This window comes from Stenotrophomonas nitritireducens (assembly GCF_001700965.1).
Lineage (GTDB): Bacteria > Pseudomonadota > Gammaproteobacteria > Xanthomonadales > Xanthomonadaceae > Stenotrophomonas > Stenotrophomonas nitritireducens_A.
In genome coordinates, this window is sequence record NZ_CP016756.1 from 1,599,124 (window position 1) to 1,615,083 (window position 15,960).

Annotated in this window: 17 protein-coding genes; 2 read left to right on the plus strand and 15 right to left on the minus strand. The window is 63.5% G+C overall.

Going from position 1 to position 15,960, the window contains the following annotated elements; translation table 11 throughout:
• Positions 1 to 8: 8 nt before the first annotated feature.
• The 7 genes from atpG to BCV67_RS06775 form a co-directional block, all read right to left on the minus strand.
• Positions 9 to 872: a F0F1 ATP synthase subunit gamma gene (gene atpG, locus BCV67_RS06745; protein ID WP_062167008.1), complete on the minus strand. Its 864-nt coding sequence runs from the start codon at positions 870 to 872 to the stop codon at positions 9 to 11.
• A gap of 107 nt (positions 873 to 979) precedes the next feature.
• On the minus strand, positions 980 to 2,527 hold the full coding sequence (gene atpA, locus BCV67_RS06750) for a F0F1 ATP synthase subunit alpha (protein WP_057626865.1): 1,548 nt from the start codon (positions 2,525 to 2,527) through the stop codon (positions 980 to 982).
• A 44-nt stretch (positions 2,528 to 2,571) separates the two neighbouring features.
• Entirely contained in the window at positions 2,572 to 3,099 is a 528-nt protein-coding gene (locus BCV67_RS06755; protein ID WP_062167009.1) for a F0F1 ATP synthase subunit delta, read from the minus strand.
• Positions 3,100 to 3,102: 3 nt separating this feature from the next.
• Positions 3,103 to 3,573, minus strand: coding sequence for a F0F1 ATP synthase subunit B (locus BCV67_RS06760; RefSeq protein WP_057626863.1), 471 nt, complete (start codon positions 3,571 to 3,573; stop codon positions 3,103 to 3,105).
• A gap of 111 nt (positions 3,574 to 3,684) precedes the next feature.
• The gene (gene atpE / locus BCV67_RS06765) at positions 3,685 to 3,987 is read right to left on the minus strand and encodes a F0F1 ATP synthase subunit C (protein ID WP_054661978.1); all 303 of its coding nucleotides are present in this window, start codon (positions 3,985 to 3,987) and stop codon (positions 3,685 to 3,687) included.
• 74 nt (positions 3,988 to 4,061) lie between these two features.
• The gene (atpB, locus tag BCV67_RS06770) at positions 4,062 to 4,862 is read right to left on the minus strand and encodes a F0F1 ATP synthase subunit A (RefSeq protein WP_062167010.1); all 801 of its coding nucleotides are present in this window, start codon (positions 4,860 to 4,862) and stop codon (positions 4,062 to 4,064) included.
• Positions 4,863 to 4,886: 24 nt separating this feature from the next.
• The gene (locus BCV67_RS06775; RefSeq protein WP_172837728.1) at positions 4,887 to 5,252 is read right to left on the minus strand and encodes a hypothetical protein; all 366 of its coding nucleotides are present in this window, start codon (positions 5,250 to 5,252) and stop codon (positions 4,887 to 4,889) included.
• A gap of 444 nt (positions 5,253 to 5,696) precedes the next feature.
• On the opposite strand from BCV67_RS06775, the gene BCV67_RS06780 reads away from it, so the two are divergent.
• Positions 5,697 to 6,521, plus strand: a complete 825-nt coding sequence (locus BCV67_RS06780; protein WP_062167011.1) for a hypothetical protein — start codon at positions 5,697 to 5,699, stop codon at positions 6,519 to 6,521.
• Positions 6,522 to 6,598: 77 nt separating this feature from the next.
• Here the strand turns inward: BCV67_RS06780 and BCV67_RS06785 are convergent, their stop codons facing one another.
• The 5 genes from BCV67_RS06785 to BCV67_RS06805 form a co-directional block, all read right to left on the minus strand.
• Positions 6,599 to 7,294 (minus strand): DUF6624 domain-containing protein, encoded by a 696-nt coding sequence (locus tag BCV67_RS06785; RefSeq protein WP_156455777.1) that lies wholly within the window; start codon positions 7,292 to 7,294, stop codon positions 6,599 to 6,601.
• Positions 7,295 to 7,352: 58 nt separating this feature from the next.
• Complete coding sequence (gene lpdA, locus BCV67_RS06790) at positions 7,353 to 9,500, minus strand: dihydrolipoyl dehydrogenase (RefSeq protein WP_082746517.1); 2,148 nt, start codon at positions 9,498 to 9,500, stop codon at positions 7,353 to 7,355.
• Between the two features lie 17 nt (positions 9,501 to 9,517).
• Positions 9,518 to 10,165: a hypothetical protein gene (locus BCV67_RS06795; protein WP_231732462.1), complete on the minus strand. Its 648-nt coding sequence runs from the start codon at positions 10,163 to 10,165 to the stop codon at positions 9,518 to 9,520.
• 5 nt (positions 10,166 to 10,170) lie between these two features.
• Positions 10,171 to 11,556, minus strand: a complete 1,386-nt coding sequence (locus BCV67_RS06800; protein WP_062167013.1) for a dihydrolipoyllysine-residue acetyltransferase — start codon at positions 11,554 to 11,556, stop codon at positions 10,171 to 10,173.
• A 179-nt stretch (positions 11,557 to 11,735) separates the two neighbouring features.
• Positions 11,736 to 12,299, minus strand: coding sequence for a DNA-deoxyinosine glycosylase (locus tag BCV67_RS06805; protein WP_156455778.1), 564 nt, complete (start codon positions 12,297 to 12,299; stop codon positions 11,736 to 11,738).
• Between the two features lie 200 nt (positions 12,300 to 12,499).
• Here BCV67_RS06805 and BCV67_RS06810 point away from each other — a divergent pair, with 200 nt between their 5' ends.
• Complete coding sequence (locus BCV67_RS06810; protein ID WP_062167014.1) at positions 12,500 to 13,138, plus strand: OmpW/AlkL family protein; 639 nt, start codon at positions 12,500 to 12,502, stop codon at positions 13,136 to 13,138.
• A 317-nt stretch (positions 13,139 to 13,455) separates the two neighbouring features.
• Here the strand turns inward: BCV67_RS06810 and BCV67_RS06815 are convergent, their stop codons facing one another.
• The 3 genes from BCV67_RS06815 to BCV67_RS06825 all read right to left on the minus strand — a co-directional run bounded on the left by BCV67_RS06815 (position 13,456) and on the right by BCV67_RS06825 (position 15,906).
• Positions 13,456 to 14,220 carry a YiiX/YebB-like N1pC/P60 family cysteine hydrolase gene (locus BCV67_RS06815; protein WP_062167015.1) on the minus strand — a complete coding sequence of 255 codons (765 nt, stop codon included), beginning with the start codon at positions 14,218 to 14,220 and terminating at the stop codon, positions 13,456 to 13,458.
• 64 nt (positions 14,221 to 14,284) lie between these two features.
• Entirely contained in the window at positions 14,285 to 14,848 is a 564-nt protein-coding gene (locus tag BCV67_RS06820; protein WP_062167016.1) for a DUF1453 family protein, read from the minus strand.
• Between the two features lie 263 nt (positions 14,849 to 15,111).
• Positions 15,112 to 15,906 carry a MetQ/NlpA family ABC transporter substrate-binding protein gene (locus BCV67_RS06825; protein ID WP_062167017.1) on the minus strand — a complete coding sequence of 265 codons (795 nt, stop codon included), beginning with the start codon at positions 15,904 to 15,906 and terminating at the stop codon, positions 15,112 to 15,114.
• Positions 15,907 to 15,960 lie beyond the last annotated feature (54 nt).

A 15,960-nucleotide genomic window follows, 5' to 3' on the forward strand; every position in this document is an offset into this window, starting at 1 on the left:
TGCGCGCGTTAGACCGCTGCCGCGCCGCTGACGATTTCGGAGATTTCCTGGGTGATCGCTGCCTGGCGGGCCTTGTTGTAGACCAGCTGCAGGGTTCCGATCATCTTGTTCGCGTTGTCGCTTGCCGCCTTCATCGCCACCATGCGAGCTGCGTGCTCGGAGGCAACATTCTCCAGCACCGCCTGATACACCAACGATTCGATGTAGCGGGTGATCACGTGCTCCAGCACGGTTGCCGCGTCGGGCTCGTACAGGTAATCCCAGTCGTGCGAGGCCACCTGCTTTTCGCTGGCCGGCAACGGCAGCAGCTGGTCGAAGCTGGCCTTCTGCGTCATCGTGTTGATGAAGCGGTTGTAGACCAGGTACACGCGGTCAACCTTGCCTTCGGTGAAGGCGTCCAGCATGACCTTGATCACGCCGATCAGCGTTTCCAGCTTGGGCTGGTCGCCGATGTTGGCCACCGAGGCGGCCATGTTGACATTGACGCGGCGGAAGAACGCGCCGGCCTTCTGGCCAACGGTCACCACGTCGATCTCGGCGCCCTTGTCCTGCCAGCCGCGCATTTCCGCGACCGTCTTGCGGAACAGGTTGTTGTTCAGGCCGCCGGCCAGACCGCGATCGGAGGAGATCACGATGTAACCGACGCGCTTGACCTGTTCACGCTCGACCAGGAACGGATGCTGGAAATCGGTGCTGGCCTGGGCCAGGTGACCGATCACCTGCTTCATCGCCTGCGCGTACGGACGCGAGGTCTTCATCCGATCCTGCGCTTTGCGGATCTTGGAGGCCGAGACCATTTCGAGCGCGCGCGTCACCTTGCGGGTGTTCTGCACGCTCTTGATCTTGGTTTTGATTTCGCGTCCGCTTGCCATCTCTTATTCCCGTGGCGCGAGGTCGAACCCCGCGTTTGCCGTACAGCGGAGCCAGGCTCCGCTGCTTTCAGTCGTGCGGAGCAAGGCTCCACACTACAGGACTGGTATTACCAGGTACCGGTGCTCTTGAAATCGGCGATGCCCTTCTTGAAGGCAGCTTCGATCTCGTCGTTCCAGGCGCCGGTGCTGTTGATCTTGGAGGTCAACTCACCTGCGGTGTTGGCGAAGTGCGCGTGCAGGCCAGCTTCGAACGACAGCAGCTTGTTGACCGGCACGTCGTCAAGGAAGCCCTCGTTGACGGCGTAGATCGACAGTGCCTGGTCGGCGATGGACATCGGCGCGTACTGCTTCTGCTTCATCAGCTCGGTGACGCGCTGACCGCGCTCCAGCTGCTTGCGGGTCGCTTCGTCCAGGTCCGAGGCGAACTGCGCGAACGCAGCCAGCTCACGGTACTGCGCCAGCGAGATACGGATGCCGCCGGACAGCTTCTTGATGATCTTGGTCTGGGCTGCACCACCGACGCGCGACACCGAGATACCGGCGTTGACGGCCGGACGGATACCGGCGTTGAACAGGTCGGTTTCCAGGAAGATCTGGCCGTCGGTGATCGAGATCACGTTGGTCGGAACGAACGCGGACACGTCGCCGGCCTGGGTTTCGATGATCGGCAGCGCGGTCAGCGAGCCGGTCTTGCCGGTCACTTCGCCGTTGGTGAACTTCTCCACGTACTCTTCCGACACGCGAGCTGCGCGCTCGAGCAGGCGGGAGTGCAGGTAGAACACGTCACCCGGGTAGGCTTCACGGCCCGGCGGGCGCTTCAGGAGCAGCGAGATCTGGCGGTAGGCAACAGCCTGCTTGGACAGATCGTCGTACACGATCAGGGCATCCTGGCCGCGATCCATGAAGTACTCACCCATGGTGCAGCCGGAGTAGGCGCTGATGTACTGCATCGCAGCCGACTCGGAAGCGGTAGCGGCCACGACCACGGTGTGGGCCAGGGCGCCGTTTTCTTCCAGCTTGCGCACGATGTTGGCAACGGTCGAAGCCTTCTGGCCGATCGCGACGTACACGCACTTGATGCCGGTGCCCTTCTGGTTGATCACCGCATCGATCGCCATTGCCGTCTTACCGGTCTGGCGGTCACCGATGATCAGCTCGCGCTGGCCACGGCCGATCGGGATCATCGCATCGACCGACTTGTAACCGGTCTGCACCGGCTGGTCGACCGACTTGCGCCAGATCACGCCCGGCGCAACGCGCTCGACCGGCGCGGTCAGCGAGGTGCCCAGCGGGCCCTTGCCGTCGATCGGCTCACCCAGCGCGTTGACAACGCGGCCGAGCATTTCCGGACCCACCGGCACTTCCAGGATGCGGCCGGTGGTCTTGGCCACGTCGCCTTCGCGCAGGTTCTGGTAGTCGCCCAGGACCACGGCGCCGACCGAGTCGCGCTCCAGGTTCAGTGCCAGGGCGTAGGTGTTGTTCGGCAGTTCGATCATTTCGCCCTGCATCACGTCGGCCAGACCGAAGATGCGCACGATACCGTCGGACACGCCAGTCACGGTGCCTTCGTTGCGCGATTCCGCGGACAGGGCGACCTTCTCGATGCGGGTCTTGATCAGTTCGCTGATTTCAGAGGGGTTGAGCGTGGTAGCCATCGTCAAGTCCTAGTGCCGGCTTGTGGCCGGACGGTAATGTGAATTCAGTGTGCGAGCGCGGTCTGCAGGCGCGACAGCTTGCCCTTGAGCGAGCCATCGATAACTACGTCGCCGGCATCGATCACGGCGCCGCCGATCAGCGAAGCGTCCACCGCGGTCGATACCTCGACGTCGCGGCCGAAACGCTTGCGCAGCGCAGCCTTGATCTTTTCCAGCTCATCGCCCGACAGTTCGGCCGCCGAGGTCACGGTGGCCTTGACCACGTGTTCGGCTTCGGCGCGCAGCTGCTCGTACAGGCCGGAGATTTCCGGCAGCTGCTGCAGACGACGGGCATCGGCCAGTACGTTCAGGAAGCGACCGTAGGTCTCGCTGGTCGCTTCCGGGCTCAGCAGGGCAACGGCGTCGCCGCGGCTCAGCTGCGGATTCGACAGCAAGGCCGACACGCGCGGATCGGCGGCAACGCGGGCGGAGAACGCAAGCGCGTCCGACCACGGCGCGAACTTGCCTTCGTCACGCGCAATCGCAAATGCGGCGCGGGCGTACGGGCGGGCAAGCGTGAGGGCCTGGCTCATCGATCAGATCTCCGCAGCCAGCTCGTCGAGCAGCGCCTTGTGGGCGTTGGCATCGATTTCGCGCTTGAGCAGCTTTTCGGCGCCGGTCACGGCCAGAGCGGACACCTGCTTGCGCAGATCTTCACGGGCACGGTTGGCGGCAGCGTCGATTTCAGCCTGGGCCAGGTCTTTCTGGCGGTTGGCTTCGGCGATGGCTTCGTTCTTGGCAGCTTCAACGATCTGGTTCGCACGGGCGTGAGCCTGGTCGATGATCTCGTTGGCCTTGCCACGGGCTTCTTTCAGTGCCTCGTTGACCTTTACTTCCGCCTGGGCCAGATCTTTCTGGCTGCGGTCGGCAGCGGCCAAGCCCTCAGCGATCTTCTGCTGGCGCTCTTCAATGGCCTTCAACAACGGCGGCCAGATCTTGGTCGCGATGATCCAGATCAGCAAAGCAAAGGCCAGGGCCTGTGCAAAGAGGGTGAGATTGATATTCATGATTAGCTCGATCGCTGGTGTCGGGGGTGGTTACGCCGCCGTGGCGGCGCAACCGAACCTTCATCCGAAGTCGGGTGCCAACAGGCACCCGACCGTCTCACTGCAGCTGGATCAGCCTGCCAGCTTGGCGGCTTCGGCCAGCAGGGCAGCAGCCAGCGGGTTGGCGAAAGCCAGCAGCAGGCCAACGGCGACCGAGATGATGAACGCGGCGTCGATCAGGCCGGCGGTGATGAACATGCGGACCTGCAGGACCGGGATCAGTTCCGGCTGGCGAGCGGCCGACTCCAGGAACTTACCAGCCATGATGGCCAGACCGAGGCCGGCGCCCAGCGCGGCCAGGCCGATCATGATGCCGACGGCAAGGGCGGTGGAGCTCTGAACTTGGGCGAGGTTGGTCAGGACGGCGAAGTACATGGTTATCTCCAGGAACTTAAGTAGCTAAGGGTGATGAAACGGATGAAGGTTGAAACTGGGTGAAGCTTGTAACTTTAGTGACTGTCTTCCGACAGGCTCAAGTACACGATGGTCAACATCATGAAGATGAAGGCCTGCAGCGGGATCACCAGCAGGTGGAACAGCATCCAGCCAAAGCCGAATACGCCACCGGCAACGGCACCGAATACGCCGGCACCGCCCAGCACCCAGATCAGCAGGAAAACGATTTCGCCGCCGAACATGTTGCCGAACAGTCGCATCGCCAGAGAGATCGGCTTGCTCAGCCACTCGACGATGTTGAGGATCAGGTTGAACGGCATCATCCACTTGCCGAACGGGGCCGTCAGGAATTCCTTGATGAAACCGCCGATGCCCTTGGACTTCAGCGCGAAGAAGATCATCAGGATGAACACGCTGATCGACATGCCCAGGGTGGCATTGACGTCGGCGGTCGGCACCGGCTTCCAGTAATGGATGCCTGCCAGCTCAAGCGGCTTGGCGATGAAATCGGCCGGGATCATCTTGATGAGGTTCATCAACAGGATCCAGAAGAAGATGGTGATCGCGATGGGCGTGATCAGCTTGCTCTTGCCGTGGTAGGTGTCCTTGGCCTGGCGGTCAACGAACTCCAGGCAGATTTCAACGAACGCCTGCCACTTGCCCGGCACACCGGCGGTGGCCTTGCGGGTTGCCATCCAGAAGGCGAACACCATCAGCAGGCCCATCAGGACCGCGGTGACGATGGTATCGACGTGGATCATCCAGAAGCTGCCACCGCTGTCACCGACCGGCATGGTCAGATTCTGCAGGTGATGCTGGATGTACGTGGTAGGAGTTAGAGCCTCGCCCGCCATGTGTCCGGAACCTTTATGAGTGAATCAACGTCTGGCCAGAGCCAGAACCTGGAACATCAGCGCCACTGGAATTGCCGCCAGCAGAGCCAAAGGAGGAAGTCGCCACCAGAAAAAAGCCATTCCCAGCACGGCAACAATCAGCACAATCTTCAGCACGAACCCCAGGAACAGGCGGACCATGGCTGAACCAGCGGCCTGAACGCCGCCACCGAGCCCTACCCACGCGGCCAGCGCCGTCCCTGCCACCACCGCCAGGCCCGAAACAAGGGCGCCCAGCGCATGCTTTGGCCCCACGAAGAGGAAGGCCAGAGCCAGGACCACCACTGCGGCCAGCGGGTAGACCGCGGCGCGCAACATCAGTCGCCGACCCGCGTCAACGGAGTTCAGCACGTCAAAGTGTCCTGCATCAGGTAAAGGAAAGAGCCGAACCGCGCAAAGGCGTCTCGTCGAGCCGCGAAAGTATAACAGCGGGACAATTTGCGAGACAACCGGCATTTGTCCCCTTTTGACTATGCAAGTGGCCGCAATATCACGTTTTTTCCCCGCAAGGGGGGCCTGCAGGTGCCCGCACGGGACAATAAATATTGCGGCGCAGCACGGGAACTTCCCCCCGGCCTGCCGGTCAGAGCTGTGCAGCCTGCCACCCGCTACCTCGTCGGGCGCGTGCACAGGCTCGGGTGAGGTGGTGCCGCACGCCCTCGGCGGCACCACCTCACCGCAATTGATCTGCGCCCGCTTGATCTGCGCCTACACATTGCCTGCACGCTCCGCTCACCGTGCTCTACATCGAATCGGCGATGGTTGGCAGCTCAATGGCAACAGTTAGGCAACAGCATGCGCAACCCCCGTTTGATGCTCGCACTTGCTCCATGTGCACTCACACTTGCTCTGACCCACGCACTGCCCGCGCACGCGGCCGAAGACGACCCGCGTTTCACGCTGCGTCTTGGTGCGATGAACATCGACACCGACAACACCATCCGCGGCAGCACCACCGTTGCCGGCCAGGACATCAATCTCTCCGAGGATTTCGACCTGGGCGGCAAGGAATGGGAGCCGCGCGTCGATGGCCTGTTCCGCATCAGTGACCGCCAGCGCCTGATCTTCGACTACTTCAAGTACGACAAGGATCGCCGCGAAACCCTGGACGAAGGCATCAGCTGGGGCGACACCACGGTGCCGGCCGGCAGCTTCGTCAAAGGCGAGCTGAAGTACCAGGTGGCGACACTGGTATACGACTACTCGGTGGTCGACGGTGATCGCTTCGATCTCGGCCTGCAGCTCGGCGCCGAGTACGCAAAGATCAGCGCTGACGCCTACGCCGACGTGGGTGACGTCTACCAGGGCCGCTTCCTCAACGAGAAGGCCGACGGCATCGCACCGGTGGTGGGCGCGCGACTGACCTTCACGCCTTCCGAGCACTGGTTGATCAACTTCCAGGGCCAGTACCTCAACACCAGCTGGGGTAACTTCGACGACTACAAAGGCGACCTGAGCCGCGCCAATGCGATCGTGCAATACAACTTCAACAAGAACTTCGGCATCTTCGCCGGCTACGACTGGTTCAAGCTGGACGTGGACCAGAAGGGCAGCGACGGCGTGATCGGCCTGAAGCAGGAGTTCAAGGGCCCGCTTGCAGGCGTAAGCCTGTCGTTCTGAAGAGCGCCCTCGCCCCAACCCCTCTCCCGTGAACGGGAGAGGGGTTTTTAGTGCCCAGCCATGCTCCGCAGCGGACTTTACTTCGCCGCTGCCGGCGGCGCCGGAAACATCTGCGTCGCCACGCAGATGTAATCGGCCAGCGGCATCTGGCCGATGCTGGCGCGGCGCTGGTCAACCTGATCCGGCGCCTGCATGGGCTTTGCTTGCCAGCGGCCATCCACGGGCGCCAGCTGGCTTCCATACCGCTGCAATTCGCCACTGTTGACCAGCACACGATCGGTCAACAAGGCGAAATCATGCGCTGATATTTCGCCACGCTGCACCATGGGTTCGACGCTGGCCAATACCTGCCGCTGGAACGCGACATCACTGTCGGCATGCTGCACCAGCAGCCAGGCTGCGGAAACACCATCACTACCCACCTGTGCTGCACTCGGCAAGCCGCCATGCGCAGCTACGATCTGCTTGATACGCGGGAGATTGGCGGCATCCACTGCCTGCAGCTTTTCCACCATTGACCGCGTCCACTCACCTTTGCGAGCTTCCTGATCAACCTGCGCCATATCCAGCAGCTGCTGACGAAGCGCCGGCTCCGAAGCCACCGCGTCGGCCCGCGCCTTTGCCCGATCTTCCGCGCGCAAGCGATCTGCCTTGACGAACGGCGCTGCACCCGGACATTTCAACAAGGCCGCGTCAAGCGCGGGATCTTCATCTGCCGCAAACGCCGGGGCCACGCACAACAATGCACCCATCAACGCACTCATCCGCAACATTCGCTGCTCCTTCAGGCGACGGAAACAACGACGCCCTGGTGAAGGGGCGTCGCGTGCATTACTTCTTCTTCGGGATATACAGATCGGTGATGGTGCCGTCGTAGATCTCCGAGGCCATCGCCACCGACTCACTCAGGGTCGGATGCGCGTGGATGGTGTGGCCGATGTCTTCGGCCTCCGCACCCATCTCGATGGCAAGACCAATCTCGGCAAGCAACTCACCGGCATGCACGCCGACGATGGCACCGCCGATCACGCGATGGGTATCTTCGTCGAACACCAGCTTGGTGAAGCCTTCGGTGCGACCAATACCAATCGCGCGACCGCTGGCCGCCCACGGGAACTTGGCCACGCCCACCTTCAAGCCCTTGGCCTTGGCCTCGGTCTCGGTGACGCCGACCCAGGCGATTTCCGGGTTGGTATAGGCCACCGACGGAATCACCCGTGCCACCCATTCCTTCTTCTCGCCGAAGGCGACTTCAGCGGCCAGCTTGCCTTCGTGCGTGGCCTTGTGGGCCAGCATCGGGTTACCGACGATGTCGCCGATGGCAAAGATGTGCGGCACGTTGGTGCGCATCTGCCGGTCGACCGGAATGAAGCCGCGATCAGTGACTTCGACGCCAGCCTTGTCGGCATCGATCTTCTTGCCGTTGGCCGAGCGGCCCACGGCAACCAGCACGCGATCAAACTTGCCACTTTCCATCGCCGGCTTCTCGCCTTCGGTGGCGGCGTCGAAGGTCACGGTGATGCCCTTCTTGTCAGCGGACACGCCCGAGGCCTTGGTCTTCAGATGGACGTCGATGCCCTGCTTCTTAAGACGATCGGCCAGCGGCTTGACCAGGTCCTTGTCGGCACCCGGCATCAGCTGGTCCATGAACTCGACCACGGTCACCTTGGAACCCAGGGCGCTGTACACGGTGGCCATTTCCAGGCCGATGATGCCGCCACCAACGACCAGCAACGAACCCGGCACTTCGGCCAGTTCCAGTGCATCGGTGGAGTCCATCACGCGCTTGTCGTCCCACGGGAAGTTCGGCAGCTTCACCGCCTGCGAACCGGCGGCGATGATGCACTGCTCGAAGCGCAGCAACTGAGTCTTGCCGTCGTCACCGGCGATTTCCAGCTCGTTGGCCGAGATGAATTTGGCCAGGCCGTGCACGGTGCGGATCTTGCGCTGCTTGGCCATGCCGGCCAGGCCCTTGGTCAGCTGGCCGACGACCTTTTCCTTGTACTCGCGCAGCTTGTCCAGGCTGATCTTCGGTGCGCCGTACTCGATGCCCAGTTCATTGGCATGCGCGGCGTGGTCGATGATCTCAGCCGCATGCAGCAGCGCCTTGGACGGAATGCAACCGACGTTGAGGCAGACGCCGCCGAGGCTGGCATAACGCTCGATCAGCACCGTATCCATGCCCAGGTCGGCAGCACGGAAGGCAGCGGTATAACCGCCCGGGCCTGCGCCCAGCACCACGATGCGGCATTCGATGTCGGCCGTGCGGCCGCTGGACGGCAGTGCCTTGGCCGCAACCGCCGGATCCGGTGCGCGGTGCGACGGAGTCACCGGCGGCTTGCTGCCCGGTGCGGCCTTGGCCGCTGCCGGCGCGGCAGCAGCGGCGCCTTCCAGCACCACCACCACATCACCGACCGAGAGCTTGTCGTCGAGCTTGACCTTGATTTCCTTGACAACGCCATCGGCCGAGGACGGCACTTCCAGCGTGGCCTTGTCCGATTCCAGCGTGACCAGGCCCTGGTCCTTCTTCACCGTGTCACCCACGGCCACCAGGATCTCGATCACCGGCACGTTCTGGTAGTCACCGATATCCGGCACCTTGACCTCGATCGGACCGGTGGCGGCCGGCGCGGCGGCAACCGGCGCGCTGACCGCGGCCGGGGCTGCAGCAGCGACAGGCTGTGCAGCCGGCGCAGGCGCGACGGCCGGTGCGGGTGCCGCGGCCGGGGCAGCGCCCTCGCCTTCGGCTTCCAGGATCACCACCACGTCGCCCTCGGACAGCTTGTCGTCGAGCTTGACCTTGATTTCCTTGACCACGCCTGCGGCCGAGGACGGCACCTCCAGCGTGGCCTTGTCCGACTCCAGCGTGACCAGACCCTGGTCCTTCTTCACCGTGTCGCCCACGGCCACCAGAATCTCGATCACCGGCACGTCGTTGTAGTCGCCAATGTCCGGAACCTTGATTTCAATCGTCGCCATTGTTTTCTCCTGTGGGCTCAGCCGGCGTCGCCGACGAACCGGTCATGCATCTTGTCGAGCGCGCGTTCGATGTTGGCGTAACGCTTCTCGTACTTTTTGTCTTTGCTGTGCGCCAGTTCGGTCAGCAGCGTGGCCTGTTCCAGCAGGGCTTCAAGCTGCCCGCAACCGGGACGCAGGCCGCTGTAACGTTCACCATTGACGGTGAACGACAACACCTCGCCGTCGGTGACCGGCGCGCGTGTTGCCACTTCCGCTGACGCCAGGGCGGCGGCCCACACCTGCAGCAGTCTCTGTGCCAGTGCATCGGGCAGCGGCGCCTGGGCGAATGCCGGCTCCTGGTCCAACAACAGGCTTACGCCACCACGGCTGGCGCCGCTGTTCCAGTTGTAGATGCGCTTGTCGGCCATGCCGGCCAGCACCATCCACTGCCCGTTGGTGCCATCGCGGCGCAGCAGCACCTGCGATTCCACGCCACGGGCCGGCAGCACCAGCAGCGACAGGCCATCTTCGGCCTGGCCACCAAGCAGGCTGGTTGCGGCTTGGCCGTAGTTGCCCACCGCCGGTGGCCAACCCTCGCCAACCACCGGCCGGCACTGGCTGGCCGCCAGTGCCGGGGCCGCCAGCGCGGCCAGCAGCAGCGCCAACAGTGCGCGTCCTGGCGCCACTGGCATCACAGCAGCACGCGCCGCATGTCAGCCAGCACCTGCGACAGGTAGGTGGTGAAACGGGCCGCCAGCGCGCCATCGATCACGCGGTGGTCGTAGCTCAGCGACAGCGGCAGCATCAGCTTCGGCGCGAATTCCTTGCCGTTCCAGACCGGCTGGATCGACGACTTGGACACGCCGAGGATGGCTACTTCCGGTGCATTCACGATCGGCGTGAACGCGGTGCCGCCAATGCCGCCCAGCGAGCTGATCGAGAAGCAGCCGCCGCTCATTTCAGCCGGGCCGAGCTTGCCGTCACGCGCCTTCTTGGCCAGTTCGCCGGTTTCCTGGGCAATCTGCACCACGCCCTTCTTGTCGACGTCGCGGATCACCGGCACGACCAGGCCGTTCGGCGTATCGGCGGCGAAGCCGATGTTGAAGTACTTCTTCAGCGTGAGGTTCTCGCCGCTGGCATCCAGTGAGGCGTTGAACTCGGGGAACTTCTTCAGCGCCGCGGCGCTGGCCTTGATCAGGAAGGCGAGCATGGTCAGCTTGATGCCGGCCTTCTCGTTTTCCTTGTTCAGGGCAACGCGCAGGCCTTCCAGGTCGGTGATGTCAGCCTGCTCGAACTGGGTGACATGCGGGATCATCGCCCAGTTGCGGGCCAGGTTGGCGCCGGAGATCTTCTTGATGCGCGACAGCTGCACCACTTCGGTCTCGCCGAACTTGCTGAAGTCCACCTTCGGCCACGGCAGCAGGTTCAGGCCACCGCCGGCAGCCGCCGGGGCGCCCGCACCGGCAGCAACGCCACCGGACAGCGCGCCCTTGACGAATTTCTGCACATCGGTCTTGGTGATGCGGCCGCCCTTCTCCGAACCCTTGACCTGCTGCAGGTCCACGCCCAGCTCGCGGGCGAACACGCGCACGGCCGGGCTGGCATACGGCACGTTGGCCGGCAGCACGCCTTCGGCATTGAACTGCACCGGCGGAGAGGACGGCTTGGCGACGCTGATGGCATCTTCCTGGGCGATCTCGCGCTGCGCCAGCTTGTCAGCAACCGGGGCCACGGCAACCGGCTCGACCTTGGTGCCGGTCTCGGCGGCGGCCTCGACCTTGGCCGGCGCAGCCGGCGCGGCAGCAGCAGGAGCGGCGGCAGGCTTGGCTGCGGCCTCGCTCACCTCGATCAGCGCCACGACCTTGCCTTCGGACAGGCCATCGCCAACCTTGACCTTCAGCTCCTTGATCACACCGGCGTAGGCCGACGGCACTTCCATCGTCGCCTTGTCCGATTCCAGCGTGACCAGACCCTGGTCCTTGGCGACGGTATCGCCAACGGCGACCAGCACTTCGATCACCGGAATGTCGCTGTAGTCACCGATATCGGGGACAAGTGCTTCCTTGATTTCGGCCATGAACTACTCCAGCAACATTGTGGGAATCCCCTATTGTGGCGTCAGCGGGCCGCAGCGCCAACCGCTACAACTGAATTCGCAGCCGTATGTCCCCGGACAAGGGTACGCAACACACGCCGTGGCGGCCTTCCGGGCACGTCCACAGACGCGGTTTGTGGCTTGCCGGCTGTCTTGCCTGTCTAGCCGGCCAAGCCGTTTGTTGCAGGCGATACCGCTGCTTCCGGCGCGGCCAGCCAATGCTGCAGCGGCTGCCAGCGCTCGATCAGGCGTGGCAACGACCATGCTGCATTGGCCGGGCTGGTCGAGGGCAGCGCCAGCACCGGCAGCGCAGCCGCCAAAGGCGGCAAAGCCGGAACAACCCATTGCTGGAACGCTCTGTACGCTGCAGCGCCATTGCAGGCCACCGCCCGCAGCTGCGGCAGATCGGCAAACAGCGCCGGCAACGGATTGGGCACTTCGCTGCCGCGCACGATGGACGCGTCCAGGCTGCCTGCACGCTCGCACTGCCCGATCACATCCCACAGCCCCACGCCTGCCCGTTGCACATATTGCAAGCGCTGTGCATACGGCAGCTGCGCATCGAAACCGCACAAGGTGGCCATCACCGGCCAGAAGCGATTGCGCGGATGCGCGTAATAACGCGCCTCATGCAGCGACAAAGCGCCCGGCATCGAGCCCAGCACCAGCACACGGCACTGCGCAGTCACCTGCGCGGGCAGGCCCTGCAATACGTTGGCGCTCATCACGCCCAGCACAACATCGTGAACGGAAATTTCTGCAGGAACATCGTGTCCATGGGATCCCTCTGGTTTTCACTGAACGCAACAGCACTGAAAAATCACTGCGTTTAGAGCGATTCATATTGCCATCGTTACCGTGGCCTCGCCCCGTAACGAGGGCCTTGATAACAACGTAGTCCTGATCGCAATACGAGGAGTTAGTCATGCGTTCCATCAAAATTCTCAGCCTTGCCACGCTCGGCGCACTGGCGCTGTCTTCCACCGCATTCGCGCAGGATGGCAGTGGCGATACCGCATCGGGCAAGCATTTTGCCGTGGTTGGCGGCATCAGCCTGCTGCAGCCGAAGAACGACCCGATCAATGGCGTTGGCAAGGTCGATGGCGGCCCGGCACCGACGCTGAGCGCCAGCTACTACTTCAACGACAACTTTGCCGTTGAGCTGTGGGGCGCCGCCGACAAGTTCGACCACCGCGTGCGCACCGACGGTGGCGCCAAGGCCGGTACCGTCGAGCAGCAGCCGATCGCGCTGAGCGCGCAGTACCACTTCGGCCAGGCCGACAACACCTTCCGTCCGTTCGTCGGCCTGGGTTACTACGAGTCGAACTTCAGCAACGAGAAGATCGACGGCCTGAGCGATACCGGCAACCACGTTGGCGTTGAAACCGCCAAGGGCGCGATCGGCACCGTCGGCGTTGACATGAACATCAACTCCACCTGGTTTGCCCGTGCTGACGCGCGTTACATGCACGCCCGCCCGGACCTGCGCGTTGCTGGCCAGAACGCGGGTGAGCTGAAGCTGGATCCGTGGACCGTTGGTTTTGGTATCGGCGCACGCTTCTAAGCGGCGCTGATCCGGATACAACGTAGAAACGAAAACACGGGCCGCTTGCGGCCCGTGTTTTTTTTGCGTGTGCGGTAAAGCCCCCCTCTCCCCAACCCCTCTCCCGCAAGGGGAGAGGGGCTACAGCTGCAATTGCAGTTGCAGTTGCATATGGTTCTTGCTGTGCTTGAAGCCCCTCTCCCCTTGCGGGGTGAGAGGGGCAGATTGCGAACCATAGGTTCGCTGCCCCTCGAACGGCCTTGCGCCAGCGCAAGGATCGGGGCGCGGAGCGGGGGCTGGGGAGAGAGGTTGGGCAGAGCAGAAATCACTCAACCACCCTACGGACTACCGTCATCGCTCCACTGCAGCGCCAGATAATCAAAGTTCTGCTGCAGGCGCGGCTTTACCACGTCGAAGAACGGCGACACGTCGAAGTCGCGCGGGGTGTAAAGGCTGTAATTGCGGATATGCAGGATTTCCCGGCTCTGCTCGGCACCGCCGGCCTGCGCGGACACCGTTTCGATCTCCGGCAGGATCGGGTATCGGATCGACTCGAATGCCTGTGCCAGCAGGGTTGAACAGATCGCCTTGGTCGGCTCGCCACTGCCCAGCGCAATCAGCCGCCGCCGCAGGTGACCGGGCACCGGCGGCTGCCGGATCAGGTAGCGCGCCAGGTCGAAGACGTTCTTCAGGTCATAGCTGTAGCCCAGGCGGGCACGCAGGAAGCCGATCAGCTGATCCACCACCAGCGGCGTGAGTCCTTGTGGGCGGCAGATGCGGGTGTGCTGGTCGGTGAACTCACTCAACGGGATGCGGCGTACCCCCTGCTCCACATCCACATCGATCAGCATCGGCTGCGGCTTTCCACCCTCCAGCAGCGGCTCTTCGCCGATGTACAGCGCCGCATGCGACCAGGTGGACTGGGTCAGGTATTTGATGGCGGTGGAGAAACGACTGTTGCCTTCCACCAGCAGCACATCGCCGCGCCGCAGCGTGCGCAGCAGCAGTGCCGGCGCGCTGGTCGAGGGCCGCATCTGGTGGCGGCGCGGCTGGGCAAGAAAGTGCGCCAGCCTGCGCCCGAAAAACCGCAGCAAACCCATCAACGCTCTCCGCCTGTGCCCGCGTCAGACTAGCCGGGACCGGCCCCTTCCGCCATCGGTTGCAGACTCAGCGCGGGCTGCGGTCGAACCCACGGTAGCGCTGATGATGGCGCACCCTGCGCCGCAGCAGCCAGGCATACATGCCCGCGTACCCAAGCAGCAGCGCCGCCATCGCCAGCAGGCCCGCATGGCTGAGCCAGCCCGACTCCGGCCAGGGCACGCCGTTCACCGAGGCCTGCCATCCCTGCACCATGCCGGCAACTACCCGCACCACGATCATCGCGGTCAGCGCCAGCACCAGCCAGGTATTGGGTTTGTAATGCAGGGTTTCCGGGCCAGGCTCGAAGCGCGTCAGGAAATGGCCCAGTACGCCGACCAGCAGGCCCGCCAGCCAACCCAATGCGGCATAGGCCCAGGCGCCGGTCCACCAGAAGCCGGCTATGCCGACGAACACCGCGAACAGGCCGGTGGACACCAGCGTCGCCCAGAAGTTGAAGCTGATCAGCCAAGGCCGTGCCTGCCGCCGCGCACCGCCGCTGCGGACGCGTTGCCACAGCGATAGCGGCATCAACAGCAACATGATGGCAACGAATACCAGTATTGCCAGTGGCAGTGCGAACAGCAGCGGCATGGAGGGCTGATCCTTGAATGCAGGATCAAAGATTACGCCAGAACCCAGCCCGCAGTGCCGAGCCATGTTCGGCAAGGGGCTTTCCCGGCTATCCATCAGCTTTTGTGGGAGCGGCATAAGCCGCGAAGCTCATAGACCTTCAGGTTGCGGGCGTGCCGGCAATTCCAATAATGCCAGCTTCGCGGCTTATGCCGCTCCCATACGCGCGATGGATTCGTTCGGTGAGCCCCTCTGCCGAGCATGGCTCGGCACTACATTGGGGCTTAGAAGGCTGGCAGCACTGCACCCTTGTACTTCTGCTCGATGAAAGCCTTCACTTCGGGGCTGTTCAGGGCCTTGGCCAGCTTCTGCACGCGGGCGTCGTCCTTGTTGTCCGGGCGCGCCACCAGGAAGTTGACGTAGGGCGAATCGCTGCTTTCAATCGCCAGCGCGTCCTTGGTCGGGTTGAGGCCGGCATCCAACGCGTAATTGGTGTTGATCAGGGCCAGATCGACCTGGTCCAGCACGCGCGGCAGCATCGCCGAATCCAGCTCGCGGAACTTGAGCTGCTTCGGGTTCTCGGTGATGTCACGCTGGGTGGACAGCGCGTTGCTCGGATCCTTGAGCTTGATCACGCCAGCCTTGTCCAACAGGATCAGCGCGCGGCTGTTGTTGCTGGGGTCGTTCGGGATCACCACGTCGGCGCCGGCCGGCAGCTCGGCCAGCGACTTGAAGCGGCGCGAATAGGCACCGAACGGTTCGATATGCACGCCGGTGACGGTAACCAGATCGGTCTTGCGGTCCGCGTTGTAGGCCTTCAGGTAAGGCTCGGTCTGGAAGTAGTTGGCGTCCACCTGCTTCTGCACCAACTGGTCGTTGGGCTGCACGTAGTCATTGAACACGCGCACGTCGAGCGTGACGCCTTCCTTCTCCAGCAGCGGCTTGACCACCTGCAGAATCTCGGCGTGCGGCACGGCGGTGGCGGCAACCACGAGCTTGGATTCGTCGGCGGCAGGCTTGGCGCAGGCCGACAGGGCCAGCACGGCGGCAACCAGGGGAAAGGCAAGCAGCTTGTTCATCGGTAACAGATCCCGTGGGGAAGGATGGTGGTCATACGCTAACAGGCCCGCACG

What these genes read in the sequence shown, in the direction of transcription:
- BCV67_RS06780 (WP_062167011.1), top strand. Translation starts at nt 5,697, where the DNA reads ATGCGCAACCCCCGTTTGATGCTCGCACTTGCTCCATGTGCACTCACA.
- BCV67_RS06810 (WP_062167014.1), top strand. Translation starts at nt 12,500, where the DNA reads ATGCGTTCCATCAAAATTCTCAGCCTTGCCACGCTCGGCGCACTGGCG.
- BCV67_RS06785 (WP_156455777.1), bottom strand. Translation starts at nt 7,294, where the DNA reads ATGTTGCGGATGAGTGCGTTGATGGGTGCATTGTTGTGCGTGGCCCCG.
- BCV67_RS06800 (WP_062167013.1), bottom strand. Translation starts at nt 11,556, where the DNA reads ATGGCCGAAATCAAGGAAGCACTTGTCCCCGATATCGGTGACTACAGC.
- atpA (WP_057626865.1), bottom strand. Translation starts at nt 2,527, where the DNA reads ATGGCTACCACGCTCAACCCCTCTGAAATCAGCGAACTGATCAAGACC.
- atpE (WP_054661978.1), bottom strand. Translation starts at nt 3,987, where the DNA reads ATGTACTTCGCCGTCCTGACCAACCTCGCCCAAGTTCAGAGCTCCACC.
- lpdA (WP_082746517.1), bottom strand. Translation starts at nt 9,500, where the DNA reads ATGGCGACGATTGAAATCAAGGTTCCGGACATTGGCGACTACAACGAC.
- atpG (WP_062167008.1), bottom strand. Translation starts at nt 872, where the DNA reads ATGGCAAGCGGACGCGAAATCAAAACCAAGATCAAGAGCGTGCAGAAC.
- BCV67_RS06820 (WP_062167016.1), bottom strand. Translation starts at nt 14,848, where the DNA reads ATGCCGCTGCTGTTCGCACTGCCACTGGCAATACTGGTATTCGTTGCC.
- atpB (WP_062167010.1), bottom strand. Translation starts at nt 4,862, where the DNA reads ATGGCGGGCGAGGCTCTAACTCCTACCACGTACATCCAGCATCACCTG.
- BCV67_RS06755 (WP_062167009.1), bottom strand. Translation starts at nt 3,099, where the DNA reads ATGAGCCAGGCCCTCACGCTTGCCCGCCCGTACGCCCGCGCCGCATTT.
- BCV67_RS06760 (WP_057626863.1), bottom strand. Translation starts at nt 3,573, where the DNA reads ATGAATATCAATCTCACCCTCTTTGCACAGGCCCTGGCCTTTGCTTTG.
- BCV67_RS06825 (WP_062167017.1), bottom strand. Translation starts at nt 15,906, where the DNA reads ATGAACAAGCTGCTTGCCTTTCCCCTGGTTGCCGCCGTGCTGGCCCTG.
- BCV67_RS06805 (WP_156455778.1), bottom strand. Translation starts at nt 12,299, where the DNA reads ATGAGCGCCAACGTATTGCAGGGCCTGCCCGCGCAGGTGACTGCGCAG.